At 71.8% G+C, this 24842-nt stretch carries 26 protein-coding genes; 14 read left to right on the top strand and 12 right to left on the bottom strand.

What is annotated here, in order from left to right; all coding sequences use genetic code 11:
• Positions 1–10: 10 nt before the first annotated feature.
• Both HED23_RS26590 and aroQ read right to left on the bottom strand, forming a co-directional pair.
• Positions 11–874: a shikimate dehydrogenase gene (locus tag HED23_RS26590; protein ID WP_203185910.1), complete on the bottom strand. Its 864-nt coding sequence runs from the start codon at positions 872–874 to the stop codon at positions 11–13.
• Positions 871–1341: a type II 3-dehydroquinate dehydratase gene (gene aroQ, locus HED23_RS26595; protein WP_203185911.1), complete on the bottom strand. Its 471-nt coding sequence runs from the start codon at positions 1339–1341 to the stop codon at positions 871–873. Before aroQ ends, HED23_RS26590 begins: the two co-directional genes overlap by 4 nt.
• Positions 1342–1495: 154 nt before the next feature.
• Here aroQ and HED23_RS26600 point away from each other — a divergent pair, with 154 nt between their 5' ends.
• Positions 1496–2158 carry a TetR family transcriptional regulator gene (locus tag HED23_RS26600; RefSeq protein ID WP_203185912.1) on the top strand — a complete coding sequence of 221 codons (663 nt, stop codon included), beginning with the start codon at positions 1496–1498 and terminating at the stop codon, positions 2156–2158.
• 302 nt (positions 2159–2460) lie between these two features.
• Positions 2461–3819: an MFS transporter gene (locus tag HED23_RS26605; protein WP_203185913.1), complete on the top strand. Its 1359-nt coding sequence runs from the start codon at positions 2461–2463 to the stop codon at positions 3817–3819.
• A gap of 155 nt (positions 3820–3974) precedes the next feature.
• Here the strand turns inward: HED23_RS26605 and HED23_RS26610 are convergent, their stop codons facing one another.
• Positions 3975–6017 carry a bifunctional glycosyltransferase 87/phosphatase PAP2 family protein gene (locus tag HED23_RS26610; protein WP_203185914.1) on the bottom strand — a complete coding sequence of 681 codons (2043 nt, stop codon included), beginning with the start codon at positions 6015–6017 and terminating at the stop codon, positions 3975–3977.
• Positions 6018–6212: 195 nt separating this feature from the next.
• The gene (locus HED23_RS26615; protein WP_203185915.1) at positions 6213–7307 is read right to left on the bottom strand and encodes a serpin family protein; all 1095 of its coding nucleotides are present in this window, start codon (positions 7305–7307) and stop codon (positions 6213–6215) included.
• A gap of 61 nt (positions 7308–7368) precedes the next feature.
• Here HED23_RS26615 and HED23_RS26620 point away from each other — a divergent pair, with 61 nt between their 5' ends.
• Positions 7369–7845, top strand: a complete 477-nt coding sequence (locus HED23_RS26620; RefSeq protein WP_203185916.1) for a GNAT family N-acetyltransferase — start codon at positions 7369–7371, stop codon at positions 7843–7845.
• A gap of 66 nt (positions 7846–7911) precedes the next feature.
• On the opposite strand, the gene HED23_RS26625 is transcribed toward HED23_RS26620, so the two are convergent.
• Positions 7912–9957: an MDR family MFS transporter gene (locus HED23_RS26625; protein WP_203185917.1), complete on the bottom strand. Its 2046-nt coding sequence runs from the start codon at positions 9955–9957 to the stop codon at positions 7912–7914.
• Between the two features lie 139 nt (positions 9958–10096).
• Between HED23_RS26625 and HED23_RS26630 the strand changes: the two genes are divergently transcribed.
• Complete coding sequence (locus tag HED23_RS26630) at positions 10097–11068, top strand: peptidoglycan-binding domain-containing protein (RefSeq protein ID WP_203185918.1); 972 nt, start codon at positions 10097–10099, stop codon at positions 11066–11068.
• Positions 11069–11897: 829 nt separating this feature from the next.
• Positions 11898–12560 carry an HAD-IA family hydrolase gene (locus HED23_RS26635; RefSeq protein ID WP_203185919.1) on the top strand — a complete coding sequence of 221 codons (663 nt, stop codon included), beginning with the start codon at positions 11898–11900 and terminating at the stop codon, positions 12558–12560.
• Between the two features lie 104 nt (positions 12561–12664).
• Here the strand turns inward: HED23_RS26635 and HED23_RS26640 are convergent, their stop codons facing one another.
• Positions 12665–13399, bottom strand: a complete 735-nt coding sequence (locus HED23_RS26640; RefSeq protein ID WP_203185920.1) for an ABC transporter permease — start codon at positions 13397–13399, stop codon at positions 12665–12667.
• A gap of 494 nt (positions 13400–13893) precedes the next feature.
• Between HED23_RS26640 and HED23_RS26645 the strand changes: the two genes are divergently transcribed.
• The 4 genes from HED23_RS26645 (at position 13894) to HED23_RS26660 (ending at position 17807) form a co-directional block, all read left to right on the top strand.
• Positions 13894–14538: an HNH endonuclease family protein gene (locus tag HED23_RS26645; RefSeq protein ID WP_203185921.1), complete on the top strand. Its 645-nt coding sequence runs from the start codon at positions 13894–13896 to the stop codon at positions 14536–14538.
• A 92-nt stretch (positions 14539–14630) separates the two neighbouring features.
• Positions 14631–16346 carry an alkaline phosphatase D family protein gene (locus HED23_RS26650; RefSeq protein ID WP_203185922.1) on the top strand — a complete coding sequence of 572 codons (1716 nt, stop codon included), beginning with the start codon at positions 14631–14633 and terminating at the stop codon, positions 16344–16346.
• A 113-nt stretch (positions 16347–16459) separates the two neighbouring features.
• On the top strand, positions 16460–16918 hold the full coding sequence (locus HED23_RS26655; RefSeq protein WP_203185923.1) for a DoxX family protein: 459 nt from the start codon (positions 16460–16462) through the stop codon (positions 16916–16918).
• Positions 16919–17147: 229 nt separating this feature from the next.
• Positions 17148–17807, top strand: a complete 660-nt coding sequence (locus tag HED23_RS26660; RefSeq protein WP_203185924.1) for a DedA family protein — start codon at positions 17148–17150, stop codon at positions 17805–17807.
• Positions 17808–17840: 33 nt separating this feature from the next.
• On the opposite strand, the gene HED23_RS26665 is transcribed toward HED23_RS26660, so the two are convergent.
• The 6 genes from HED23_RS26665 to HED23_RS26690 all read right to left on the bottom strand — a co-directional run bounded on the left by HED23_RS26665 (position 17841) and on the right by HED23_RS26690 (position 21315).
• Positions 17841–18062, bottom strand: a complete 222-nt coding sequence (locus tag HED23_RS26665) for a DUF2277 domain-containing protein (protein ID WP_203185925.1) — start codon at positions 18060–18062, stop codon at positions 17841–17843.
• Between the two features lie 42 nt (positions 18063–18104).
• Positions 18105–19484, bottom strand: a complete 1380-nt coding sequence (locus tag HED23_RS26670; RefSeq protein WP_203185926.1) for a DUF1254 domain-containing protein — start codon at positions 19482–19484, stop codon at positions 18105–18107.
• A 1-nt stretch (position 19485) separates the two neighbouring features.
• Positions 19486–19911: a DUF7144 family membrane protein gene (locus HED23_RS26675; RefSeq protein ID WP_203185927.1), complete on the bottom strand. Its 426-nt coding sequence runs from the start codon at positions 19909–19911 to the stop codon at positions 19486–19488.
• 127 nt (positions 19912–20038) lie between these two features.
• A complete protein-coding gene (locus tag HED23_RS26680) occupies positions 20039–20383 on the bottom strand; it encodes a hypothetical protein (protein WP_203185928.1) in 345 nt (114 codons plus the stop codon).
• A 5-nt stretch (positions 20384–20388) separates the two neighbouring features.
• Positions 20389–20604, bottom strand: coding sequence for a hypothetical protein (locus tag HED23_RS26685; RefSeq protein WP_203185929.1), 216 nt, complete (start codon positions 20602–20604; stop codon positions 20389–20391).
• Positions 20605–20853: 249 nt separating this feature from the next.
• A complete protein-coding gene (locus tag HED23_RS26690) occupies positions 20854–21315 on the bottom strand; it encodes a hypothetical protein (protein WP_203185930.1) in 462 nt (153 codons plus the stop codon).
• 82 nt (positions 21316–21397) lie between these two features.
• On the opposite strand from HED23_RS26690, the gene HED23_RS26695 reads away from it, so the two are divergent.
• From HED23_RS26695 to HED23_RS26715, 5 genes are all read left to right on the top strand, one after another.
• Positions 21398–21910 carry a hypothetical protein gene (locus tag HED23_RS26695; protein ID WP_203185931.1) on the top strand — a complete coding sequence of 171 codons (513 nt, stop codon included), beginning with the start codon at positions 21398–21400 and terminating at the stop codon, positions 21908–21910.
• Between the two features lie 105 nt (positions 21911–22015).
• Complete coding sequence (locus tag HED23_RS26700) at positions 22016–22594, top strand: flavoprotein (RefSeq protein ID WP_238442111.1); 579 nt, start codon at positions 22016–22018, stop codon at positions 22592–22594.
• A gap of 39 nt (positions 22595–22633) precedes the next feature.
• The gene (locus HED23_RS26705) at positions 22634–23182 is read left to right on the top strand and encodes an MOSC domain-containing protein (protein ID WP_203185932.1); all 549 of its coding nucleotides are present in this window, start codon (positions 22634–22636) and stop codon (positions 23180–23182) included.
• A 221-nt stretch (positions 23183–23403) separates the two neighbouring features.
• Positions 23404–24132, top strand: coding sequence for an SDR family oxidoreductase (locus HED23_RS26710; protein WP_203185933.1), 729 nt, complete (start codon positions 23404–23406; stop codon positions 24130–24132).
• Positions 24133–24308: 176 nt separating this feature from the next.
• Positions 24309–24749 (top strand): DUF4231 domain-containing protein, encoded by a 441-nt coding sequence (locus tag HED23_RS26715; protein WP_238442112.1) that lies wholly within the window; start codon positions 24309–24311, stop codon positions 24747–24749.
• Positions 24750–24842: the final 93 nt, after the last annotated feature.

Consider the following 24842-nt stretch of genomic DNA (forward strand, 5'->3'; position numbering starts at 1 on the left):
CCTGCGGGCTTCAGCGCGCGGACGTGAGGTCGGCGATGTCGGCGAGCATGCGGGCGGTGTCGGGTTCGCGGCCGGTGAAGAGACGGAAGGAGTCGGCGGCTTGGAAGGCGGCCATGCCCCCACCGTCGAGAGTGGGGCAGCCGAGTGCTCGGGCGGTACGGACGAGTGCGGTCTCCAGCGGCCGGTAGACGACCTCGGCGACCCACAGTCCGGGGTGCAGCAGGGCGGCGGGGAGCGGGATTCCGGGGTGTGCGGCCATGCCGACGGGTGTGGCGTTGACCAGGCCGTCGGCGTCCGCCGTCCGCCCCTCGATGTCGAGGAGGTCCGCGGCGGCGGCGCGGCCGGGGCCGAAGTGGCGGTTCAGGGACTCCGCGAGGGCCGCCGCCCGGTCGGGCACGGCGTCCAGCACGGTGAGCCGGCCGGCGCCGAGGGCGAGGAGGGCGTGGGCGACCGCGGCTCCGGCACCGCCCGCCCCCAGCTGCACGACCCGGTCCAGCGGCGCGTCGGGCAGACCGCGGGCGAAGGAGGCGGCGAAACCGGTCGCGTCGGTGTTGTGGCCGATCGCGAGATCGCCCTCGAAGACCACGGTGTTCACCGCGCCGAGTGCCTCGGCCTGCGGCGAGAGCGCGTCGAGGTGGGCGAGGACCTGCTGCTTGCAGGGGTGGGTGACGTTGAGGCCGTCGTATCCCATGTCTCTTGCGGAGCGGACGAGTTCACCGGTCTTCTCCGGCGGGACGCCGAGCGTGCCGATGTCGATGAGGCGGTAGAGGTAGCGCAGCCCCTGCCGGTCCGCCTCGCGTTCGTGGAGCGCCGGACTCAGCGAGGGCCCGATGCCGGAGCCGATGAGGCCGACGAGATACGAGTCCGGGCTCACCGGTTCTCCTCCAGGAGCTTCGCGAGGTGGGTGACGGCCAGGGCGTATCCATGGGCGCCCGCCCCGCAGATGACGCTGTCGGCGACGGCCGAGACGTGACTGTGGTGGCGGAAGGCCTCGCGCCGGTGGATGTTCGAGAGGTGGACCTCCACGACGGGCAGCTCCACGGCGGCGAGCGCGTCGCGCACGGCGACCGAGGTGTGGCTGTACCCCGCGGGATTGATCACGATGCCCCGGTGCGCGGTGCGGGCTTCATGGATGGCGTCGACGAGCACACCCTCGTGGTTGCTCTGCCGGCAGTCGGCGCGCAGCCCGTGGGCCGCCGCGGTGCTCCGGCAGAGCTCGTCGATGCCGGCCAGGGTGTCCTTGCCGTACACCTCGGGCTCGCGCAGTCCGAGCAGATTGAGATTCGGCCCGTTCAGCACGAGGACGGAGACGCCGGTCGGCGGGACCGGGGGGTTCGGCATCGCTCACTCCCGTTGATGTGGCGGCTTAATGTACGGACTGGTTAGTTAGTCATACCCAAAGATGTCCTCCCTGGGAAGACCCCGGGCCGAAACGGCCGCCCGGGACACCGGCTCTAGAATCGCGAGCACGCACCGCCTGCCGCGAAGGATCCGGATGACCAGCACCGAAGGACCCGCCCAGCCCGCCGTGCGCACCCGCGACGCGGCGCGCACCAAGGCCGAGATCCTGACCGTGGCGACGCAGGAGTTCGCCCGTCTCGGCTACGCGGGCGCCCGGGTCGACGAGATCGCCGCCCGCACCCGCACGACGAAGCGGATGATCTACTACTACTTCGGCGGCAAGGAACAGCTGTTCACCGCCGTCCTGGAGCGCGCGTACACCAGGATCCGGGAGGCCGAACAGCTGCTGGACGTCGAGCACCTGGACCCCGTGGCGGCGGTCCGCCGACTGGCCGAGGTGACCTTCGACCACCACGAGGACCACCCGGACTTCATCCGCCTGGTCAGCATCGAGAACATCCACGAGGCCGAACACATCGCGGCGTCGGCCGAGTTGAGCCGCATCAGCTCCCCGGCGATCGAGGTCCTGCGGCGCATTCTCGACACCGGGCGCGCGTCGGGGCTGTTCACGGCCGACGTCGACGCCGTGGACCTGCACGCGATGATCAGCTCGTTCTGCTTCTTCCGGATCGCCAACCGGCACACCTTCGGCGCGCTCTTCGGCCGCGACCTGGTGGACGCCGGCCGGCGCGAGCACTACCGGACCATGCTCGGCGACATGATCATCGCCTACCTCACGGCCGACCGGGCGGCGTAAGGCCCGGGCGGGACAGGGCGGCGCGGCGACCGGGCGACCCGACAAGACCCCGGCGGGACGGCGCTGCGGCGCAAGACCCCGGCGGGGCAGCGCGGCGACCGGGCGGGCGGGACCGGCCGGGACTTTTCGGGAGCATCGGGGCCGGGCGTCGGCGCGGGCCCGGATCCGATCCTGTGCGAACTCTTGACAGGGGCGTCAACTGCTCGCAACATCCGTAGCCATCCGCAACTAACTACCTAGTGCGTTAATTAGCCGGGTCCGCTCGCCCTCCCCCGCACGGAACGTCCCCGAAGGAGCCCGACGTGACCGCTCACGACCCTTCCGCCGGTCCCCCGCCACAGGCACAGCCCCGCAAAGCCGCGCTCGCCGCCTGGATCGGCAGCGCGCTGGAGTACTACGACTTCTTCATCTACGGCAGCGCGGCGGCGCTGATCTTCCCCAAGGTCTTCTTCGACGAGTCCGATCCCGCGAACGCCACCCTGCTGTCGCTGGCCACCTTCGGCGTCGCCTACGCGGCCCGTCCGGTCGGCGCGTTCTTCCTCGGACACGTCGGGGACCGGCTCGGCCGCAAGAAGATCATGGTCTTCACGCTGATGCTGATGGGCGTCTCGACGTTCCTCATCGGCTGTCTGCCCACCCGGGACCAGATCGGCGTGGCCGCACCGGTCCTGCTCGTCGTACTCCGGATCATGCAGGGCATCTCCGCGGCGGGCGAGCAGGCCAGCGCCAACTCGATGAGCCTGGAACACGCGCCACCGGACCGCCGCGGCTACTTCACCAGCTTCACCATCAACGGGACCCAGGCCGGCCAGCTGATCGCGACCCTGGCCTTCATCCCGGTGGCCGCCCTGCCCGAGGAACAGCTCCTCTCCTGGGGATGGCGCATCCCGTTCTGGCTGAGCGTCGCGGTCGCGGTCACCGGGTACGTCATCCGCCGCACCCTGGAGGAGACTCCGGTCTTCACCAAGCAGGCTGCCACCGAGGGCGTGGCGAAGATGCCCCTGGCCGTGCTGCTGCGCGACCACTGGGCCGATGTGCTGCGGGTCGTCGCGGCCTCCGTGATCGCCACCGTCAGCACGATCTTCACCGTCTGGGCGCTGTCGTACGCGACGAGTGACGCCGTCGGCCTGAGCCGCACCGGCATGCTGTGGGTGGGCGCGCTGGCCAACGTGGTCGCCCTGTTCACCATCCCGCTGTGGGCCCGGCTCTCCGACCGCGTCGGACGCCGCCCGGTGTTCCTCGTCGGCGCCGTCGGCAGCGCGGTGGTGATGCCTCTGTACCTGTGGGCGATCTCCACCGGCAGCTATCCGCTGGTACTGATCCTCGGCGTGCTGGTCTTCGGCGTCGTCTACAGCGCGGCCAACGGCATCTGGCCCTCCTTCTACGCCGAGATGTTCCCCACCCGGGTCAGGCTCTCGGGCATGGCGATCGGCACCCAGACCGGCTTCGCCATCGCCGGTTTCGCCGTCGCCTTCGCGTCGCAGATCGCCGGCCCCGACGGCGACAACTGGGCCGGGGTCGCCCTCTTCGCCGCCGCGCTCTGTGTGCCGCCGGTCGTCGCGGCACTGACCGCCCGCGAGACGGCTCACGTGGGGACGGAGAAGCTCGGGGAGCGGAGCGACGAGGTGCCCGCGAAGGCCGGAGCGCCGGTCGGGACCTGATCCCCGTGACGACGCCGCGCCCTGTGGAGCCGGTCCGTCCGAGTGGCGCGGCGTCCGCCCCCGGCGGATCCTCGAAGGACGCGTCGATCCATGCGGAAGGGTGCGGGGGCGGCTCTCCGGAGCCGCCCCCGCACCCTTCCGCCCGTCGGTGGGCGCTACGCCTTGCTGCCCGCCGGTTCGGGCAGCGGGTCCCCGGCGGCGTCCCCCGCCTCCCGGCCGGGACGTCCGTCCGGACCGGTGCGGGCCTGGAGCCTGCGGGGCCCGGCCAGGGCGTACGTCAGCCCGAAGCCGGCGGCCACCACCACCGCGCCTCCGACCGCGTCCAGCACCCAGTGGTTCCCGGTGGCGACGATGGCGGAGACCGTGAACAACGGGTGCAGCAGGCCCAGGGCCTTCATCCACGTCCTCGGCGCGAGCAGGAGGATGACGACACCGCACCAGAGCGACCAGCCGAAGTGCAGCGAGGGCATCGCCGCGTACTGGTTGGTCATCGCGGTCAGCGCCCCGAAGTCGGGACTGTCGAGGTCCTGCACCCCGTGGACCGTGTCGATGAACCCGAGTCCCGGCATCAGTCGCGGCGGTGCGAGCGGGTAGAGCCAGAAGCCGATCAGGGCGAGGACCGTGGCGAATCCGATGGAGCTGCGGGCCCAGCGGTAGTCGGACGGCCGGCGCACGTACAGCACCCCGAGGATCGCGAGCGGCACGATGAAGTGGAAGGTCGAGTAGTAGTAGTCGAAGAACTCACGCAGCCAGGGGATGCCGACGACGGTGTGGTTGACCCAGTGTTCGATGTCGATGTGCAGCCACTGCTCAGCGGAGTGGATCTGCCTGCCGTGCTCCTCGGCGGTGGGGCGTCCGGCGGTCGCCGCCAGCCGGACCTTCGCGTACGCGGAGTAGACGACCCGGATGAGCAGGAGTTCCAGGAGCAGGTTTGGGCGGCTGAGCACCCGGCGCCAGAACGGCACCAGCGGCACCCACGCGTACCGCGCCGGCACGGGCTTCGCGTAGTCCGTGGGGACCGGACGCTGCCAGTGGGGCGACGTACGGGTCAGGAAGGGCACCGCGCAGGCCGCGCCGAGCGCGGCGATGAGCAGAGCGTTGTCGCGCACGGGAAGGACCACACCGACGTTCGGCAGCAGCATCTTCCCCGGCAGGGTGAGGACCAGCACCACGACCGCCGGCCAGACCAGCCGGTCCGACGCACGGGTGCCGACGCGCCCTACGACGGCGAGCAGCACCCAGAGCAGCTGGTGCTGCCAGGCGGTCGGCGACACGGCGACGGCGACGCAGCCCGTGACGGCGACGGCCAGGAGCAGCTGCCCGTCCCGTGCGTAGCGGGCCGCGCGGCGCAGTCCGAGGACGACGACGGCGGCCGCGAGCGCGAGGAACAGCGCGATCTCGAGCGGGCCCTGGAGCCCGAACCGCAACAGCGCACCGTGCAGGGACTGGTTCGCCAGACTGTCAGGGCGCTCACCGAGCCCCGCGCCCGCGAGGTGGTGCACCCAGTACGCCCAGGAGTCACGCGGCATCATCACCCAGGCCAGCGCCGTGCAGACGGCGAACGTGACACCGCCGCTCACGGCGGCCCGGCGCCTGCCGGTGAGCCAGAACAGGGCGGCGAAGAGCAGGACGGCGGGCTGGAGAGCTGCGGCGATTCCGGTCAGCACGCCGGGAAGGCGCTCACCCCGTACCGCGAAGCAGGCGACGAGCACCAGCAGGACCGGCAGGATGCTGGTCTGGCCCAGGTGCAGGGTGTTGCGGACGGGCAGTGACACCATCAGCAGGGTGATCGCCGCGGGCGCCGCCAGGAACGCGGTGCGCCGGCTCACCGGTGCGGGCAGGGCCCGGACGGCGACGAACCCGAGCAGCACGACGAGCAGCAGCGAACCGAACGTCCATACGACACCGAGGGCCTGTTCGGCCGAGACCGTCAGCGGTTTCAGCACGAGGCCGGCGAACGGCGTCCCGGTGAACCGGCCGGGGTCGTACAGGGACCCCGCGATGTGCAGGACCCCTGTCGCACCGGTCCAGGTCTCCAGATCGGTGAGTCGTTCACCGGCCGGACGGCGCAGTACCACCGCCACCTGCCGTACCGCCAGGACGCCGACGAGCAGCCAGAGAACGGCCCTGGCCGCTGCGGCCCTCGTCCCCGGATCCGCCGCCGCGTCCCCCCGCACACTGCGCTCCACATCTGTCACGCTGCGCCGACCCTCCCGTTTCCATGCACTGTCCCCTCGGCCCGGGTATGTGCGGATGAAGCCTCGCATTGCCCTATGAGGTAGACACAACTAACCCCCTCTTCGCCTGACTGTCACCACCGATTCACCGGAAGAATGTCCGGATGCCGAGGGTGGCGCCGGAGATGGCGGCGTCCGGGCGGGTCACGGGCCAGGTCAGTCCTCGTACGCCGGAATGTCCGCCTGCCAGCCCGCGAACAGGGGAACGTCCGACGAGCCGTCCAGGACGACGACGCCGAAGGGCCGGTCGAAGGCGATGTGCCGCACCACCCGCGGCCGAGGGGCGACTGAGGCCCGCATGGCCACGACCGTGACCGCTGCGGCCTCCACGCCCTTCTCACTGATCTTCACCACCGCCTCCTGGACCACGTCCGTGATGAAGAGGCGCGCGGGCGTGAGGCCGGAGAAGTCCGCCCCGGCCGGGTCGGTGGCGAGCCGGACTCCGAGCGCCGGCAGCTGGTCGACGACCTGGACGTTTGTCCGCAGGGTGAAGCGCGGCAGCGCGAAGGTCACCTCGTCGGCGTCCAGGGGAGCCCGTGATTCCTCCGGGGCCCACGCCGACGCCAGGACCCGGTCCGCCGGCTCGCCCGGCTCCCCCAGGACGAACCTGACCCGTGCGGGCGCGGCGCCGCCCGGCTCCGTATGGCAGCGCAGTTCGACGACGTACGCGCCCGACACCGTCCACACGTCCCCGGTCCCGGCCGACGCGTGCATCGTGGCCACCGGGACGCTCTTGCCCTCGATGTCGGTGAAAGGGACGTCGCGGGTGCGGGCCGGGTCGAAGGGCAGCTCCCAAAGAGCTTGCAGAGCCAGCACATTGACCAGGGCGAGGACCAGGGCGCCGTCGCTGTCGAGCGGCAGCCGTTCGATCAGGCCGCCGGTCCGCTCGTTGACCCACGCGTCGATCTCCGCGGCGTCCACGGGTCCGAAGGCGACGTCGGGCAGCGACCGTTCGTACTCCGGGCGCAGCGGCACGCTGTTCCAGACCCGGGTCGCCACCCGCAGCGCCTCGGTGCCTCCCCAGTCGCGCGCCGCCTCCGTGACCACGGCCGCGGCCTCCGGGCCGGCCACGCCGAGCAGGGCCCGCAGTTCCGCAGCCGTCTCCGTACGGGCGCCTGCGGCGACGGCCGTCAGGGCCAGCCACAGTCCGGTGGGCGAGCACACGAAGCTGCGCCGTCCGGGCCGCACCAGCTCCCGTATCCACCGCTCTCCGAGCCTCTGGACGGTTGCCTCGATGTCCTCGTCACGCATCGCTTCCCCCTGCACGTATTAATGGCTCGTCATCCCGTCACACCCTGGCCAGAATGAGGCAATGACCTGGACGGTGACCCCCGAACCCTTCGACAGCCCCGAGTCGGCCCTGCTGCGGCGGGACTACTACGACGAGGTGGCGAGCCGCTACTGGGGCCGCCCGGCGACCACGGCGGAGATAGACGACGGCCTGAGGGACGACGGCGTCGGCCTGCTCGCCGCGCCCACCGGGGAGTTCCTGATGGGACGGTACGACGGAAAGCCGGCGAGCTGCGCGGGGCTGCGGCTGGTCGACGCGGCGACGGCGGAGCTGACCCGGGTGTACGTGCGGCCGGCCTTCCGCTCGACGGGCGGCGGCGGCCTGCTGCTCGCCGGCATCGAGAGCGTCGCGCGTGTCCACGGGGTGCGGCGGATCCGGCTGGACACCCGTGACGATCTGGTGGAAGCGCGCGGGCTGTACGCGAAGCACGGGTACCGGGAGGTCCCGGCCTTCAACCAGGGCCCCTACGCGGAGCACTGGTTCGCCAAGAATCTCTGAGCCCGCGAGGCCGCCCGCCGCCCCGCCGGGCCCACGGGGGGGCGCGACAGCCCGCCGGGGGGCGCGTCAGCCCGCCGAGTGGTCGCGGCGCGGTTCGGGCATGTGCGGCCGCTCCTTGCTGGACCCGCTCACCTCCGCCGACAGCTCCGTCACGAGGCGGACCAGGTCGGTGGGCCGGTCCGGGCCCCACCAGTCGCCGAGCAGCTCGGCCAGGGACTCCTCACGGGCCTGGGACAGCCGGACCACGGCCTCCGCGCCCCGCTCGGTGAGCACCAGCTGCATCCCCTCACGCCGGGCGTAGCCGAGCCCCTCCACCTGGCGGGCCGCCGAGGTGATCACCCTGAGCGGCACGGGGGCGACCTCGGCCAGCCGGCCGGGCTCGACGGTGCCGTGGCGTTTGATGCGGAGCAGCAGCCAGCTGGCCGCGGGCTGGAGGTCGTACCCGGCCTTCACGGTGATCTTCTCGTAGATCTCCCGGCGCCCCTCACGGGTGGCGAGCACCGACAGGGCACGGGCGCACTCGTCGTACGAGGAACGCTGGACGGGGTTCGAAGCGAGGGTCTCGCTGGTGTCGGGCGCCGTCACCGACCCGCGCAGGGGCTCCTCCTTGAGGAACCAGGCGAAGACGAACGCGACGAGGACCACGGGCGCCGCGTAGAGGAAGACATCGGTGATCGCGGTCGAGTAGGCGTTCAGGACCGAGGGCCGCAGATCGGCCGGGAGGCGGCCGATGGCCCGGGGGTCGGCGGCCAGCGCCCCCGCGTCGACGCCGGGAGGGAGCGAACTGCCGCTGAGCGCGTCCTCCAGTTTGCCGGTCAGCCGGTTGGTGAAGATGGTGCCGAACACGGCGACGCCGAACGAGGCGCCGATGGACCGGAAGAAGGTCGCACCGGATGTGGCGACGCCGAGGTCCTCGTAACCGACGGAGTTCTGCACGATCAGCACGAGCACCTGCATCACCAGGCCGAGGCCGGCACCGAAGACGAAGAAGCAGAGGCTCATCGACCAGGTGGAGCTGTTCTCGGAGAGCGTGTGGAGCAGCAGCAGGCCGACCACGGTGAGGGCGGTGCCGGCGATCGGGAAGACCTTCCAGCGGCCGGTCCGGCTGACGATCTGGCCGGAGGCGGTCGAGGTGAGCAGCAGTCCGAGGACCATCGGCAGCATGTGCACACCGGACAGGGTCGGGGTGATGCCGTGCACGACCTGGAGGAAGGTCGGCAGGTAGGTCATGGCGCCGAACATGGCGAAGCCGATGACGAAGCTGATGACGGCGACGAGGCTGAAGGTCCTCATCCGGAACAGCTTCAGCGGCAGCACCGGTTCGGCCGCCCGGCGTTCGGCTGCGACGAACGCGACGAGCAGCACCACGGCGAGGACCGCGAGGACGATGATCTGCGCCGAGCCCCAGGCCCAGGTGGTGCCGCCGAGCGAGGCGACGAGGACCAGGCAGGTGGCGACGGAGGCGATGAGGAAGGTGCCCAGGTAGTCGATGGTGTGCTTGGTGCGGCGAACCGGGATGTGCAGGGCCGCGGCGATGACCAGCAGCGCGACGACGCCGATGGGCAGGTTGATGTAGAAGACCCAGCGCCAGCTGAGGTGCTCGGTGAAGAAGCCGCCGAGCAGCGGTCCCAGCACGCTGGTCGCACCGAACACCGCCCCGAACAGGCCCTGGTACTTGCCTCGTTCGCGCGGGGTGACGATGTCTCCGACGATCGCCATGGAGAGCACCATCAGCCCTCCGCCGCCGAGACCCTGGAGGGCGCGGAAGCCGATCAGCTGCGGCATGTTCTGGGCCACGCCGCAGAGCGCGGAGCCGATGAGGAAGATGACGATGGCCGTCTGGAAGAGCTTCTTGCGCCCGTACTGGTCGCCGAGCTTCCCCCAGAGCGGCGTGGCCGCGGTCGCCGCGAGCATGTAGGCGGTCACCACCCACGACAGGTGGTCCAGGCCGCCCAGTTCGCTGACGATCGTGGGCAGGGCGGTGGACACGATGGTCTGATCGAGTGCGGCGAGCAGCATGCCGAGGAGCAGCGCCCCGATGGACACCAGGACACTCCGCCGGGACCGCCCCTCACTTGCTGCCAGGGGTGGCGGGCTCAGCTGCTGGGCCATGAGCATCTCCTCGGGTCCGCTTCACCCCCATCCTGGCCGCTGTGTGCCGTTATGGCCTGCCGAGCAGCGCCACGGGCGTTGGGCTTCCCTGCGGCGGCCTGCATAATCGCAGGCAGTTCAAAGGGGAGGGGAACCCACGATGACCGGACATATGTGCCCGGAGTGCGGCGGCGAGCAGAGTGCGAGACCCGGGGCGGGGTGCGCCTGCGGAGCCGGCACGGCCGCGCGGACGGGGCGCGATGCCCGTGCGGCGGAGATCGCGGCGGCAGAGGACTTCGACCCGCTGCGGATCCGGCCTTACGTGACGCTGAACAGCGACGACACGCAGGACCACGGCGCGCCCGACGCGGCCACGACGATGCCGCTGTTCCTGGACGCCGCACCCGGCGGGGCACCGGGGCCCGTTCCGGGCACGCCGCCCGGCGCCGTCGCCGCCGACCAGGGCCGCCGGCGTATCGCGGCGGCCTACGCGGGCGACGGACCCGACCCCGTGCAACCACGCCGCCGGCGCCCGTTCGCCGTCATCGCCGTGGGGGCGGCGGTGGCCGCGGTGGTGGGCACCGCCGCGTTCGCGGGCGGCCTGTTCGACGACGAGGACGGCGCCGGGAACACGGCGCTGCCCGAGGTCACCACGAGTACGCCGGACACGAGCGAGGAGCCGGCCACGACCGTGTCCGAGTCCCCGTCCGCGTCCCCCTCGGCCACGCCTTCACGGTCGGCGTCGGCATCACCGTCGGCATCGGCGTCCGCCTCTCCGTCGGACAGCCCGTCGGCATCGCGATCGGCTGTCGCGTCGGAGTCGCCGGCTCCGTCGGCGTCCGCCACGAAGGCCCCCACCACGGCACCGGCGACGCCGCCCGCCGAGGAGGTGTCAGGGACCACGCTGCGACGTGGGGACCGAGGTGCGGAGGTCTCGGAGCTCCAGCGCCGGCTGGAGGAGATCTGGGTCTACCGGGGCCCCACGGACGGCGACTACTCGGAGCGGGTGGAGGAAGCCGTCGCCGAGTTCCAGCGATGGGTGTCGGTCAGGAGCGACCCCCCGGGCGTCTACGGCCCGGAGACCCGCAGCGCCCTGGAGGCGCAGACGAACGGGAGGGGACACCGCTCCTGAGGCCGGATCCGCGCCGACGCCGGCTACGCGACGCGCAGGCCCAGGCCCAGACCCACCGCCGGATCGACACTCCGACTCCCGGGAGGCCTCGGCGTCCGGGCGGCTCGGGCAGCTCGACATCCGGGCGGCCCGGTGGCTCGGCGGCCCGACGGCTCGGCGGCCCGACGGCTCGGCGGCCCGACGGCTCGGCGGCCCGGTGGCTCGGCGGTCCGGGCGGCGCGGCGGCTCGGGAAGCTCCGCGTCCGTGCGATCAGCTCCCGGAGGCCCGGCCCCTCGGGCTGCTCGGCGGTCCGAGGGCTCGGGCGATCCAGCGTCCGGGCGTTCCGGCGGCTCGGGCAGCTCGGCGTTCCGGGCGATCCAGCGTCCGGGCGTTCCGGCAGCTCGGGCAGCTCCGCGTCCGTGCGATCGGCACCCGTAGGCCCGGCCCCTCAAGCGATCCGGCGACTCGACGGTCCGGCAGCTCGACGGTCCGACGACTCGGCGTCCCGGCGGCTCGCCCCCTCGGGCGATCCGGCGTCCCCGCGTCCCCGCGTCCCTGCGTTTCGGGCAGCTCGGCGTCAGGGCGGCTCGGCGATCCGGCGGCTCAGCCCCTCGGGCAGCTCGGCGTTCCGGCGTTCCGGCGTTCCGGCGTTCCGGCGTTCCGGCGTTCCGGCGTTCCGGCGTTCCGGCGCAGGATTGGCGTTTCGGCGCAGGATTGGCGTTTCGGCGCAGGTTTTTGTACCGTGGAGAAACAAAGTAGCCTCCGCCCGTTCTCCCTGACCGGCGGGCGGGGCTACTTGTTTTTTCCTCCGCAGCTATGAGCTGTCCCCCCGCGCTCTGGAGCATGCCGATGCCGGCCACCGTCCTCGAAGCCCGCGCCCTCCTCCTGGACATGGACGGCACCCTCGTGAATTCCGACGCGGTGGTGGAGCGCTGCTGGCGTCGCTGGGCCGTCGCACAGGGGCTCGACCCCGAGGCCGCGCTCAAGGTGGTCCACGGCCGCCAGGGTTACGCCACGATGGCCGCCCTGCTGCCGGACCGCCCGATGGAGCAGAACTACGCGGAGAACCGCGTCATGCTCGCCGAGGAGACCGCCGACACGGACGGCGTGGTACCCATCGGCGGCGCCACCGCCTTCATGGCTTCGATCGCCGCCCTCCCCCACGCGCTCGTGACCTCGGCCGACGAGGCCCTCGCCCAGGCCCGGATGACGGCCGCGGCCCTGCCGATACCGGAGACGCGCGTCACCGCCGAGATGGTCGGCGCCAGCAAGCCCGACCCCGAGGGCTTCCTCAAGGGCGCGGCAGAGCTGGGCTTCGCCCCGGCGGACTGCATCGTGTTCGAGGACTCCGAGGCGGGCATCGCGGCGGGCCGGGCGGCCGGCATGCGTGTCGTGGGCGTCGGCCCGCGCGCGGCGGCCCTCTCCCCCGACGCCCACGTCGAGGACCTGACGCAGCTCCGGGTGGAAGCCGGCACGGACGGCTCGATCCGTCTGCACATCGACGCAGGCTGATCCCTTCCCCCTCCGCCGCCTTCCGGTCGGCACCCCCGGTCCGCCCGTGGCCTGCCCGGCCTGCCGGGCTCAGCGGGCCGGGCCCGGTACGGCACCCGGCCGCGTCACTCCCGGTGCAGCAGCCCCCGCGCGACCAGTTCCAGCACCAGCGCGACGGCGACCGCCTGCACCGCCATCAGCGCCACCAGGACGAACAGCTGCACGGCGCCCGCCTCCAGAGGTGAGGCGCCGCCCAGCAGCATGCCCACGAAGGCCCCGGGCAGGGTGACGAGCCCCACGGTCCGGGTCTGGTCCAGCCCCGGCAGCAGCGCGTCCGACGCCGCAGGGCGTGCGATCTCCAGCCGGGCGTCCCGGTCGGGCAGACCGAGCGCCATGCCGGCCTCCACCTCACCCCACCGCGTCCCGAGCTCGTCCAGTGCGCGCCGCCCGCCGAGCACGGTCGCGGTGAGCGCGCCCCCGACGAGGATGCCCGTGACCGGGATGAGCGCGATTCCGCGCGCCGGGAGGACCCCGGTGAGCAGCAGCGCCACGACCACGGGCACCACTCCCGCACCGATGGGCAGGGCGGCCCACCACCAGGTGCGGTTGGGGGTGATCCGCCGGCCTGCCGTACGCACCGCGACCGCGAACATGAGCGCCAGGAAACCGAGCAGAGGCCCCAGGGAGCGCACCACCCAGCCGATGAGCAGGGAGACGGCGGCCAGCTGAACCGCTGCCCGCACCCCGGCGACGGCGATCTCGCGGGACCGGCCGAGCGAGGCCCAGGCGGCGACGGCGGCGGCGGACACCAGGAGGACGGCGAGCACGACACCGAGCGTGGGACTGACCGGAAGCAGCACGCGGCCACCCTATGGCGTGCCCGCAAAGCCCCACCCGGCCCCGACGCCCGGACCGCGAGCAACCGGACCGCGAGAAACCGGACCGCGACGCCCGACGCTCCCCCGAACTCCCGCATCCGCCCGGCCGGGAGGAGCCCGCCCCCGCCACGCCTGACACATCGACCGGTCACGTCCGGCACGGGACAGGCGCCCCGCCCCGCGACCGCACGCACCGCGCACCACCGCCCCGACGCCCGGGAGTACGGGAGGACTTCGCGGGCCCCTGGAGGCCGGAACACACATCTCGGCGCGCCCCTGAAGGCGGAGATCCGTCAACATCGCGCCTCGAACAACCTTCGGACGGGACGTCAGACCGACCGTCCTACCTCTTGATGTGACGTGCGCATGTCGTCACCCTGTTACCTGGCGACCACCCCACAGAAACCCGGCGCCGCCACGATGGTCCGGCTCCGCATGTCGCCTGTCCAACATCCCCCCACATCAAGGGAGTTCAAATGTCCGGTATCTACGCGCGTCGCATAGCCGTCCTCGCCGCCTCGGCCGCACTCGCCGCAACCACCGGGCTCCTCACGGCCCCGACCGCCCAGGCCGCGATGCCCACACCGGTCAGCGCCTCGACCGCCCGTTCGTATCTGAGCCAGCTCACCGTGTCCGCCGAGGGCTCCTCGTCCGGCTACAGCCGTGACAAGTTCCCGCACTGGATCACCCAGTCGGGAGCCTGCAACACCCGCGAAGTGGTCCTGAAGCGCGACGGCAGCGGCGTGGTCCAGGACTCCGCCTGCGCCGCGACGAGCGGCAGCTGGTACTCGCAGTACGACGGCGCCACCTGGACCGCCGCGTCCGACCTGGACATCGACCACATGGTCCCGCTCGCCGAGGCCTGGCGCTCCGGGGCCAGCGGCTGGACCAACACTCAGCGCCAGTCCTTCGCCAACGACCTGACCCGCCCCCAGCTCATCGCGGTCACCGACAACGTCAACCAGTCCAAGAGCGACCAGGACCCCGGCGAGTGGCTCCCCTCACGAACCGCCTACCGCTGCACCTACGCCCGCGCCTGGGTACACGTGAAGCACCACTACGGCCTCAGCGTCGACTCCACCGAGAAGAGCGCCCTGCAGACCGTCCTCAACGGCTGCTGACCACCCTCCGCCCCCAGGCTGCCCGGCCCGCCCTCCTCCGCCGCCCCGTACCCTACGGAGCCATCGGTCACGGCGACGCGAGGAGGGCACACATGGCCGGGCTACGCCTGGGACCGCTGCTGAGGTACGTCGACTGGGAGTCCGGCTCACGGGCCACGGTCTGGGTGGAGACGAGCAGGCCCTGCACGGCGGAGGTCCGCTGCGCGGACGGGGCGGCCGGCGCCTCCCCCACGTTCGCCGTCCAGGGGCACCACTACGCCTTGGTGGTGGTCACGGGCCTGACACCCGGCTCGGCCACGCCCTACGAGGTGCTGCTCGACGGCCGCACCGTATGGCCGCCCGAGGACTCCCGCTTCCCGCCGAGCACCATCACCACGCCCGCCGTACCGCAGGCGGACGAGGCCGGTCCGGTCCGGATCGCCTTCGGCTCCTGCCGCTGGGCCGCCCCGCCCGCCCACGGACACGGCGGCTCCCCGGGCTCCCGGCCGCGCTCGGGCGGCGGAGACCCCATCGGCCCCGACGCGCTCGACACACTGGCCGCCCGCCTCGCCGCCGACCCCGAGGCGATACGCCCCGACGTCCTCCTGCTCCTCGGCGACCAGGTGTACGCGGACGAGACGTCACCGGCCACCCAGCGCCGGCTCGCGGCCCGCCGCGACCTGGACGAGGCTCCCGGCGCCGAGGTCGCGGACTACGAGGAGTACACCCTTCTCTACGACGAGTCCTGGCGCGACCCCGAGGTGCGATGGCTCCTCTCCACAGTCCCCAGCTGCATGATCTTCGACGACCACGACGTCATCGACGACTGGAACACCAGCGCCGCCTGGGTCCGGGACATGCGTCGCACCCCCTGGTGGCACGAGCGGATCGTCAGCGGGCTCATGTCGTACTGGGTCTATCAGCACCTCGGCAACCTCTCCCCCGACGCCCTGGAGGCGGACCCGGTCTACGCGGCAGTACGCGCCGCCGCGGACGGCACCGAGACCCTCCGCGGCCACGCGGCGGCTGCGGACGCCGACCCCGCAGGGACCCGGTGGAGCTACCGTCGTGTTTTCGGCCGAGTACGGCTGCTGATGGTGGACACCCGTGCCGCCCGCGACCTGGAGGAGCAGCAGCGGGCGATGCTCCGGGACGAGGAGGCCCGGTGGCTGCGTGACGAGATGCTCGCGGACCCGGGCTCGTACGACCATCTGCTGATCGGCACCTCACTGCCGTGGCTGCTGCCGCCCCTCGTGCACGAGGCGGAGACCTGGAACGCGGCGCTGTGCCGCGGAGAGCGGGGCGAGCGCTGGGCGCGCCTCGGCGAGAAGGTGCGCCGGGCCGGTGACCTGGAGCATTGGGCCGCTTTCCCGGAGTCCTTCCGCCGCCTGTCGGATCTCCTGAGGGAAGCGGGACGCGGGCCCGAGGCCCCCGCGACGGTATGCGTGCTATCGGGCGATGTGCACCATGCGTACATCGCCGAACCCCAGTGGCCCGATTCCACCCCGGACGACGCCCCCGGCGCACGCGTCCTGCAACTGACCTGCTCTCCCGTCCACAACTCCATCCCCGGATACATACGAACCGGCTTCCGCTTCGGCTGGAGCCGGGCGGGCCGATGGCTCGGGCGCGCGCTGGCGCTCCACGGGCGGACGGGGAGCCCTCCGATGCGCTGGCGCAAGACGGGAGGACCATGGTTCGGCAATCAGCTGATGACCCTCACACTGCACGGCCGGAAAGCTGCGCTGACATTGGTTCAGGCCAGAGCAAGACCCGCGGGCGCACAGTTCGAGACCGTTCTCGAGCGCACGCTGACCTCGAACGAATGACCAATTTTCAGCCACTCGTCGGAATGTTGAACTTGCAAGTAATAATGAGGTCACCCTAACCTGAGGGGCCCCGATCGGTTTCCGTCCCCAGACCGAAGGAGCCCCACCCCCCCATGGTCACCCGTCTGAACCAGGCCCAGCCCTACGCACTCGGCCTCTTCCGCATCGTCATCGGCTTCCTCTTCGCCTGCCACGGCGCCGCCTCGCTCTTCGGAGTCCTCGGCGGCTCCATGGGCGGCGGCACCGTCCCGGCCGGCACCTGGCCGGGCTGGTACGCCGCCGTGATCCAGCTCGTCGGCGGCACCCTGGTCGCGCTCGGCCTCGGCACCCGCATCGCGGCGTTCATATCCTCCGGATCCATGGCCTACGCGTACTTCAAGGTGCACCAGCCCGAGTCGCTGTTCCCCCTGCAGAACGGCGGCGAGGCCTCGGCCGTCTTCTGCTGGGCCTTCCTGCTGGTGGTCTTCACCGGCCCGGGCGCCGTGGCCCTCGACCGCCTGTTCTCCTCGCGCGGCCGCTCGACGCGCGAGAGCGAGCCCGCCCGCGACAAGGCCCAGGCCGTCTCGGTCTGACCGCACTTCCCCGCGTCCCGGCCCCCCTCCTCCCGAGGGGGGCCGTGGTCGTGAGTGCCCTGCACGGCAGGGGTCCGAAGTGACCTGCACGACATCGGCCGCCCGCCCTGCGAATACCAGGTGAACCGGGTGAGCGGCAGGCGTACGCTGTACAGCTGGCCCTGCCGCTCCTGCCGCTCCCCTGCGACGTCGCGGCGTTGACACGGAACACGGGAACGGGGAGTAGAAAGTGCTCGAGAGTGTGGGTGCGCTGACCGGCAGCCCATGGATCTACGCGGTGGTCGCCCTCTCGGTACTCCTGGACGTCTTCCTGCCCGTGCTCCCCAGCGGCGTGCTGGTGATCACCGCGGCGACGGCTGCGGCCGCGAGCACGACCACAGTGACAGCGGCGGCAGGAGAAGCCACCCGGCAGGTGCCCTCCCTTCTGGCACTGATCCTCTGCGCGGCCACCGCCTCGGTGCTCGGCGACCTCGTCGCCTACCGCCTCGCCTGGCGCGGCGGCGACCGCCTCGACCGGGCCATCGCCCGCTCCCGCCGGCTCACCTCCGCGCAGGAGCGCCTCGGTGCGGCGCTGAGCCGCGGCGGCGGAGCACTCGTCGTCATCGCCCGTTTCGCACCGGCAGGCCGGTCCGTCGTCTCCCTTGGCGCGGGCGCCGCACACCGCAAGGTGAAGGAATTCCTGCCCTGGTCAGCCGTGGCCGGGGTGGCCTGGGCGGTCTACAGCGTGGGCCTCGGCTACTTCGGCGGCCAGTGGCTGGGCGCGGGCTGGCTGGGCACGGCCGTCTCGGTCCTCGCCCTGTTTCTGGCGGGCGCACTCGCGGCCGTCGTCGTCCGCCGCCCTGCCCGCGCCTCCGCCGTCCAAGCCGCCGGAGCCCCCGCCGGAACCTGACGGCGGCCGGAACCTGACGGCACGCACGGCCGCTCAGACCCGGGCGGCGCCCCGTATCTCCAGATCGTCGAGCAGCCTCCGGGTCGCCTCGGTGATCTCGGCCACTGCGCGGTCGAAGACTTCCTGGTTGTGCGCGGCGGGCGCGCGGAAGCCCGACACCTTGCGCACGTACTGCAGGGCGGCGGCTCTCATCTCCTCCTCGGTGGCCTCTTCGGGGATGGATGGTGGACGAAGTGTCTTGATGCTGCGGCACATGCCTCCAGTGTGCGATGCGCCACTGACAACGCGCCTTCGGACCTACGCTTCCCGCCGGTCCTCGCGCCGCTCGATCGCCGGGATGACATAGCTCCCGTCGAGAAGGGCCTGGTCGGGCAGGTGAAGCCGCAGGATCGGCCTGAAGCGGCCGGCCGGGACCGGCAGCCAGTTCGCCTCCCCCGCCGGGCCCGTCGGGCGCTTCGCGGAAAGGCGCAGTGTGAGCGAGCCGTCCGCACCGTGGACGAGCCCGGGCGTCCGGTTCCCGACCGCGTGACGGTCCGCCTCGTTCGCGACCAGGTGGCCTCCGGGACTGTCGTACACGGTCACCGACCAGAAGGCCCGGACCGGCGGTGGCCGGCGGAATCGCAGCACATAGTCGTGGGCCCCGTCGAGCGGGCGTCCCCGCGAGTCACGGGTCGTGTGCGCGTAGAGCGCCTCGTACCCGTGGGGCAACCAGCGCCCACGCCGTGCCGCGACCGCCCTGACCAGGTACGACGCCTCCCGGTCGGGGATCGTCCACTCCGGCGTGCCGAGGGTGCCGACACCGAAGTGGTCCAGGTTGTGGTCGCGCAGGTGCGGAATCATGCGCCAGGTCCCCCGAGGGCCTTCGGCCTCGGGACGACGGGCCGCCTCCTCCACCCGCAGCCGGCCCAGCGCGAGCCCTCGCCCCAGTGCGCGTACGAGGACGGGACCGGCCGACACGTACGGCGAGAGGCCCTCCTCCAGGAGGCCCAGGGGCTGGAAGCGGTCCTGGTACGCGCGATCCGCGGCGGCGGGCGGGAAGTCGGCCATCCAGACCCGGAGCTCCTCGAAGAACCGCAGCGCACCCGGCACCCCGGGCTCGGTCGCCGGCAACCCGGTCCGATGGGCGCGGTCTCCCAGATGGGTGAGCGTGAGCTCCTGCTGGAGCGCCCTGACCCGGGGCATGTCCTCGGGCCCGTCGCACGCGAGGCGGCCGACGACGGAGACGACGGAGGTGGGCGCGTCGATCACTCCAGACACCCCGTCGGGCACGGTGCCGGCCCAGCCGGGCGGCACGACCATCCAGTCGCCCTCGCCCGTACCGGTGGCCCGGGGGCCGAGGTAGGCGAAAGCGTTGCCCCAGGCGTCAACGAACTGCAGGACGTAATAGGCCCCGCCGGTGTCCGGCACATGCAGCCGGACCGGCCCTCCGGAAAGGTCGAGCTGGGCGAGGGCGTCGACGAGGTCGACCGGGGCGAAGGGGACGCGGGCACCGGGTGTGGCCGGCCCGCCCGCATGGGCGAAGTCGTTGAACGGCGCGGGCGCCAGCGTCCCACAGCCCTCCTGGAGACAGGCCTGGACCGCCGACAGCTGCCGGACGAGCGGCGACCCGTAGACGTACGCGTCGGCGGCCAGCGCCGTGATCGCGTCCGGCTTCGGGCCGCCTCGCCCCGGGTTCACGTCAGATGACCGGCTTCGCCCGGTGGGCGCACAGGGCCCAGATCACGAATGTGTCGAGCGCGATGGAGATGATCGCCCACACGGGCTGGTACGGCAGCCAGATGAAGTTGGCGATCAGGTTCAGCGCGGCCAGCGCGATGCCCACACCCCAGGCCCAAGCCGCGCCCTTGAGGATGCCCCATCCGACGAGGACCAGGATCACCCCGAGGATCAGGTGGATCCATCCCCATGCGGTGATGTCGAATTTGAACGTGTAGTTGTTGATCCGCGTGTACACCTCGTCGGACGCGATGCCCGCGATCCCCTTGACGATGGACAGAATGCCGTCGACGAGGAGCACGACCCCCGCGAACATCGCCCCCGTGGCCGCCCAGGGGTCTGGGGCCGCCGGTCGTGAGGAGTCGGCTGCGGGTGCTGACTGGGTCATGGGATTCCTCCACTCGACGGACCACCCCACACTGCTGCGGGCAGATCCGACCCTGTGCGACGGTCTCGCCGGCCACGACCCGGACGCACCCGTTCGGGTGACAGCACCGGCGACAGCACCGCCCTGCTCAGGGCACTCCCACGGTGATGACCTGCCCCTGCGCGTCGACGGTGAGTACCACTCGGTCGACCCTGTTCGTGAGCGCCAGCCCCGCCCACACGACGCCCCACACGCAGCACGTGAAGACCGTCAGGAACGCGTGCAGCACATGGTTGACCGGCTGGCCGTGCACCAGCACCGCCTGGCTCCCCGAACGGGACTCCACCCGCCACCCGGCCGCGACCCGCCGGCTCACCACCCAGTCGAGTATCAGGCCGCGCTGCGTCGCGTCGGGGGCACCTCCGCCCGCCCCGTAGTAGCCGGGGGGAGGTTCGAGCGACGCCTCGCGCCGGTGTGCTGCTCGACGCCTCATGCGGCTCACCTCCAGGTGTCGAGATCTCCGCCCCGCCACTCGATCAACTCCGGCTGGTCCAGATCGATCTCCTCGGCCCCCTGGGCGAGCCCGGCCCGCCGCAGGAACGAGGCGACGTCCCCACGGCCGTGGGCCAGGCCGACGATCTGCCCGCGCACGGTCACCCGGCGACCGCCGGTCGACGAGGGCGGATAGACGATCACAAGGGGATGTCCGGACATGCCTCCACGGTCTCCCGTGCCTCGCCGACTCGCATCCCGGAGCCTGCCGGGGCCGCCCGAGGGCCGATGCCTCGGACGGGACGGTGCGAGCCGGGGCAGAACCGCCGCCGCGCCGACGGCCGCACGAGTACCGGTAGGAGCCGCTGCCACACCCCCATCGCCCCGCAGGCCTCAGTGGCGCCACAGTCCTCAACAGCCCCACCGCCCTCACCGCCCTCACCGCCGACGGATCCTCACGTCGTCACGTCGTCACGTCGTCACGTCGTCCCGGTGACGAGCTTCGGACAGGCCCTGCGGCCGAGCAGCGACAGCAGCGATCCCCACCGCCCTCAGCTCGCGTGCCAGGAACTCCATCTCGGGGAGAGTGCCTGAGTGGTCCCCGCTCAGAACCGTGCGCAGGACCGCCCTGACGTCCGCCAGCTCGACACCGAGTACGGCGCGCAGAACCCGCATGACCGCGACGTCGCGCACCGAGGGGTCCACCCGCAGCCGCGCCGGGCCGTGGTCGGAGAGCAGAAGACCTCGCAGCTCGGCCGGCACTTCGTCGTCGCCACACGAAAGCACCGTGGATCCACAGGCCGGACATGTGGCCTCGGTGTCCCAGCGCAACGAACCGCCCACCAGGGCATGGGTGCCCCAACACTCCGTCTCCGCAGCGCAGTCCGGGCATCCGGCGGTGTACCTGACGGACTCGTGGACCGACGGCTCCATGATCACTTCTCCAGGAGGACCAGGGCGGACGACAAGCCGAGAAGTACACCGGACACACAGCGCGTTGACTAGGGTCGTCGCCATGAGTGCCGCGATAGCCGCCATGATCACCGCAGTCGTCGGAGTGCTCGGCACACTCTTCGCACCGCTGATCACGAGTTGGGTGACGAAACGCCAGCGCACGGCGGAGAGCCGCGTGGAGGATCAGCGGCGGCTCTTCGAGGACCGCCGCACCGCGTACACCTCGATGAACCGGGCGACCGGTCACTTCCACACCCTCCTCAAGGACGCGCTGCACCGCACGCGTGACGGGGTCTACACCGACGACGACCGTGCCCGACTGGAGGAGGGCCGACGCGACTACCGCGACCGGTACGCCGAGGCCCAGATGATCGTCCCTGAGGCCGTCCTCGACTCCTCGCGCGAGCTGAACGTGGTCCTCGCGAGCGTGGACGCCGCACTCAAGCGCATCGACCGTGGCCTGCCCCGCGACGGCGAAACAGCCGGCCAGCTGCTCCTGGACCTCAAAGCCGCAGATCCGAAGCTCACCGCCATGCATCGCCTGATGCGCCAGGACCTCGGCGTGTCCGACTGAAGCGCCGGCACGGCGACGGCTACCGGCGGGCGCCGGAGCCGTGGTACGTCTCTTCCGTATCCGTACTACCGGCCCGGGGACCGGGCGACGCAGGGTGGAGGAACGGTGAGGGCAGGCAGCCGGGGAGTGCTGGGCGTCGTGGGTACGGCGACCGACGGAGTCGAGATGCTGCGCGCCGGCCTGGTCGAGCCGGCCGTCGCGCTCGGCTGGCAGGTGGCCGTGACCCTCACACCGAACGCCGGCCGGTGGATGCGGGCGAACGGTGAGTGGGAGCTCCTGGAGTCACTGACCGGCCTTCCCGTGCGGGACACACCACGCCTCCCGGCCGAGCCCCGGCCGCACCCTGTCGTCGACTGCTACGTGGTGGCACCGGCGAGCGCGAACTACGTGGCCAAGCTCGCCACGGGTATCGCCGACAACCAGGCGCTGACGCAGGTGAGCGAAGCCTTGGGCACGACCCACGTCCCGGTCGTGGTGTTCCCCCGGATCAACGCGGCACACGCGCGGCACCCGGCGTGGGAGGGCCACATCGCGGCTCTGCGCGGGGCGGGCGTCGAGTTGGTGTACGGAGCGGACGTCTGGCCCCTGGACGAACCGCGTCAGGGCCCGGCAGTCCGGGAACTGCCCTGGGCGACGATCCTGGGACGCGCAGCCGCCCGGACTCCTGACACGGGACTTCCCTAGGATTGCCCGAAGTGCGCGGGCCAGAGGACGGGGTGGGACATGACAGGCCGGGTCACGGCAGTGAGCAGCAACGCGACGTACTCGTTCAGCAAGCCCAATCGTGAGTCGGTCATGCTGCTGGCCGGCCTGGGCGTCGAGGGTGACGTCCACGCGGGTGTGACGATCCGCCATCAGTTCCGCATGACCTACGAGCCGGACCTGCCCAATCTGCGCCAGGTGCACCTGATGCACGAGGAACTCTTCGACGAGCTGGCGCTCAAGGGCTACGCGGTCGCTCCGGGCGGGCTCGGCGAGAACATCACCACCCGCGAAGTCGACCTGCTCGGCCTTCCGGCCGGCGCCCTGCTGCACCTCGGCGAGCAGGCGGTGGTGGAGGTGACGGGGCTGCGCAACCCGTGCGCGAAGATCAATGACTTCCGGCAGGGCATGCTCGGAGAGGTGTTCGCCCTCGATCCGGTCTCCGGGGACTTCACTTTCAAGTCCGGCATCATGGCCGTGGTCCGCCATGGCGGACCTGTCCGCCCGCAGGACGCCATCGGAATCGAACTCCCGCCGGGCCGCCCGCACCGCCCGCTGGAGCGCGTCTGAAGACGCTCGGAGGGGCGGTGCACCGTTCCTGACGCCGCCGCCGACGACGCCCCAGACGCGACGCGGACCAGAGGGCGAGCAGCGCTGCTCCGCAGTCGGCAGACGTCCCGCCGCCACGCCGGGATGCCTGTACGCCGTAAGCGGTACGCCTCCCACCCGGACCCGCTCCTCACGGACCGAACCACCACCGAACCACCGAACTCACTGATCGGAGCGACACGATGAGACTCGACGACCATCGGGTGGTCATCACCGCCGCGGGCCGCGACTTCGGGCGGGCGCTGGCCATCAGGCTCGCGGAGAAGGGCGCGGAGGTGTTCCTCTCCGCTCGACGGCTCGAAGCCGCCGAACGAGTACGCGACGAGATCCGCGGCAAGGGCCATCAGAGGGTGCACGCCTTCGCCTGCGACCTGACGGACCCGGTCTCGATCCGTGAGTTCGCCTCCGGGGTCGGGCGACGGACGAGCCGTGTCGATCTGCTCGTCAACAACGGCTCTCGCTGGCTCGAAGGACCGGACCTGCTGTCCGCCACGGACGACGATGTCGTGGACACCCTCGCCTCCGGAGCCACCGGCACGGTCCTGACGGTGAAGAACTTCCTCCCCCTCCTGCTCAACTCGGACAAGCCTGACATCGTCACGATGGTCTCAGCCTGCGGAGCAGCAGGCCATGACCGCTCAGACGCCCATGACGCGTTCTACGCGGCGAAGAGTGCCCAGGCGGGGTTCACCGAGATCCTCTCCAAGCGCCTCAGGCCACAGGGGGTCAGGGTGATATCGCTCTACCCGCCCGACTTCGACAACGGCGACCCGCTCTCGGAGCAGTGGGACGCCACCCCTCGTCGGTCCGACGGCACCCTCACAGCGCACTCACTGGTGGAGTGCGTCCTCTTCGCGGTCACCCAGCCCCGGGACTGCTTCATCAAGTCGTTCCACTTCGAGCAGGCCTGACCGGCACTCCTCACGACCGCCGCCGCCGAGGGGCCGCAGCGCAACCGAAGCAGCCAGGCATCAGGAGGATGACGGTGGCTCGGTGACAGCCATGCGGATAACGTGTGCCGCCAGGCACCGGGCACACTCAAGTCCCATACCAGATAGCCGATTTGCCGTACGGAGAGAGTCCGTCATTGCCCCAGGCCAACGGAGATCCGGTGCTGGAGCAGGCCCTCAGGGATCCGGCCTGGGACGAGCGCGTGAAGAGGCGCTCCCGTCGATGGGTGGCGGTCACGGAACTGACCGGGTCGGCCACCGGGGCAGGCGCGGTGGTCACCGCGGGCGTCCAGGCCCCCGGCGTCATCACCGCCTCGATCACAGGGGCCGCACTCTTCATCGGTGGTTTCAGCCAGTTGTTCGATCACGGGGAACGTCACGTGCAGGCCGCGGAGGCCTGGACACGGCCAAGGCCGGCCGTTCAGCGCTACACCTTGATCGCCGAGGCCGACAGGAGCGACGACAACCGGCAGCGCCTCCTGGAGGAGCTGGAAGCCGTCGCCAACACCGACCTCCAGAGCTGGACTCTGAGCAGACGCCTCGCACAGCCACCACCCGGAGGCCAAGCGCTCCCGTAAGCGCTGCCGCCGCCCCGGGGCGCACCACTCCCCCACCGCACCGACCACAGCGTCCAGCGCTGCCTCACAGCTGGGCGAGCAGGGTGGGCGCCG

The sequence above is a fragment of the Streptomyces pratensis genome (assembly GCF_016804005.1).
Lineage (GTDB): Bacteria > Actinomycetota > Actinomycetes > Streptomycetales > Streptomycetaceae > Streptomyces > Streptomyces pratensis_A.

Excerpts from the sequence above, each read along its gene's own strand:
- aroQ (WP_203185911.1), bottom strand. The coding sequence starts at position 1,341 with ATGCCGAACCCCCCGGTCCCGCCGACCGGCGTCTCCGTCCTCGTGCTG.
- HED23_RS26600 (WP_203185912.1), top strand. The coding sequence starts at position 1,496 with ATGACCAGCACCGAAGGACCCGCCCAGCCCGCCGTGCGCACCCGCGAC.
- HED23_RS26615 (WP_203185915.1), bottom strand. The coding sequence starts at position 7,307 with ATGCGTGACGAGGACATCGAGGCAACCGTCCAGAGGCTCGGAGAGCGG.
- HED23_RS26620 (WP_203185916.1), top strand. The coding sequence starts at position 7,369 with ATGACCTGGACGGTGACCCCCGAACCCTTCGACAGCCCCGAGTCGGCC.
- HED23_RS26625 (WP_203185917.1), bottom strand. The coding sequence starts at position 9,957 with ATGGCCCAGCAGCTGAGCCCGCCACCCCTGGCAGCAAGTGAGGGGCGG.
- HED23_RS26630 (WP_203185918.1), top strand. The coding sequence starts at position 10,097 with ATGACCGGACATATGTGCCCGGAGTGCGGCGGCGAGCAGAGTGCGAGA.
- HED23_RS26635 (WP_203185919.1), top strand. The coding sequence starts at position 11,898 with ATGCCGGCCACCGTCCTCGAAGCCCGCGCCCTCCTCCTGGACATGGAC.
- HED23_RS26645 (WP_203185921.1), top strand. The coding sequence starts at position 13,894 with ATGTCCGGTATCTACGCGCGTCGCATAGCCGTCCTCGCCGCCTCGGCC.
- HED23_RS26650 (WP_203185922.1), top strand. The coding sequence starts at position 14,631 with ATGGCCGGGCTACGCCTGGGACCGCTGCTGAGGTACGTCGACTGGGAG.
- HED23_RS26655 (WP_203185923.1), top strand. The coding sequence starts at position 16,460 with ATGGTCACCCGTCTGAACCAGGCCCAGCCCTACGCACTCGGCCTCTTC.
- HED23_RS26665 (WP_203185925.1), bottom strand. The coding sequence starts at position 18,062 with ATGTGCCGCAGCATCAAGACACTTCGTCCACCATCCATCCCCGAAGAG.
- HED23_RS26675 (WP_203185927.1), bottom strand. The coding sequence starts at position 19,911 with ATGACCCAGTCAGCACCCGCAGCCGACTCCTCACGACCGGCGGCCCCA.
- HED23_RS26680 (WP_203185928.1), bottom strand. The coding sequence starts at position 20,383 with ATGAGGCGTCGAGCAGCACACCGGCGCGAGGCGTCGCTCGAACCTCCC.
- HED23_RS26685 (WP_203185929.1), bottom strand. The coding sequence starts at position 20,604 with ATGTCCGGACATCCCCTTGTGATCGTCTATCCGCCCTCGTCGACCGGC.
- HED23_RS26690 (WP_203185930.1), bottom strand. The coding sequence starts at position 21,315 with ATGGAGCCGTCGGTCCACGAGTCCGTCAGGTACACCGCCGGATGCCCG.
- HED23_RS26695 (WP_203185931.1), top strand. The coding sequence starts at position 21,398 with ATGAGTGCCGCGATAGCCGCCATGATCACCGCAGTCGTCGGAGTGCTC.
- HED23_RS26705 (WP_203185932.1), top strand. The coding sequence starts at position 22,634 with ATGACAGGCCGGGTCACGGCAGTGAGCAGCAACGCGACGTACTCGTTC.
- HED23_RS26710 (WP_203185933.1), top strand. The coding sequence starts at position 23,404 with ATGAGACTCGACGACCATCGGGTGGTCATCACCGCCGCGGGCCGCGAC.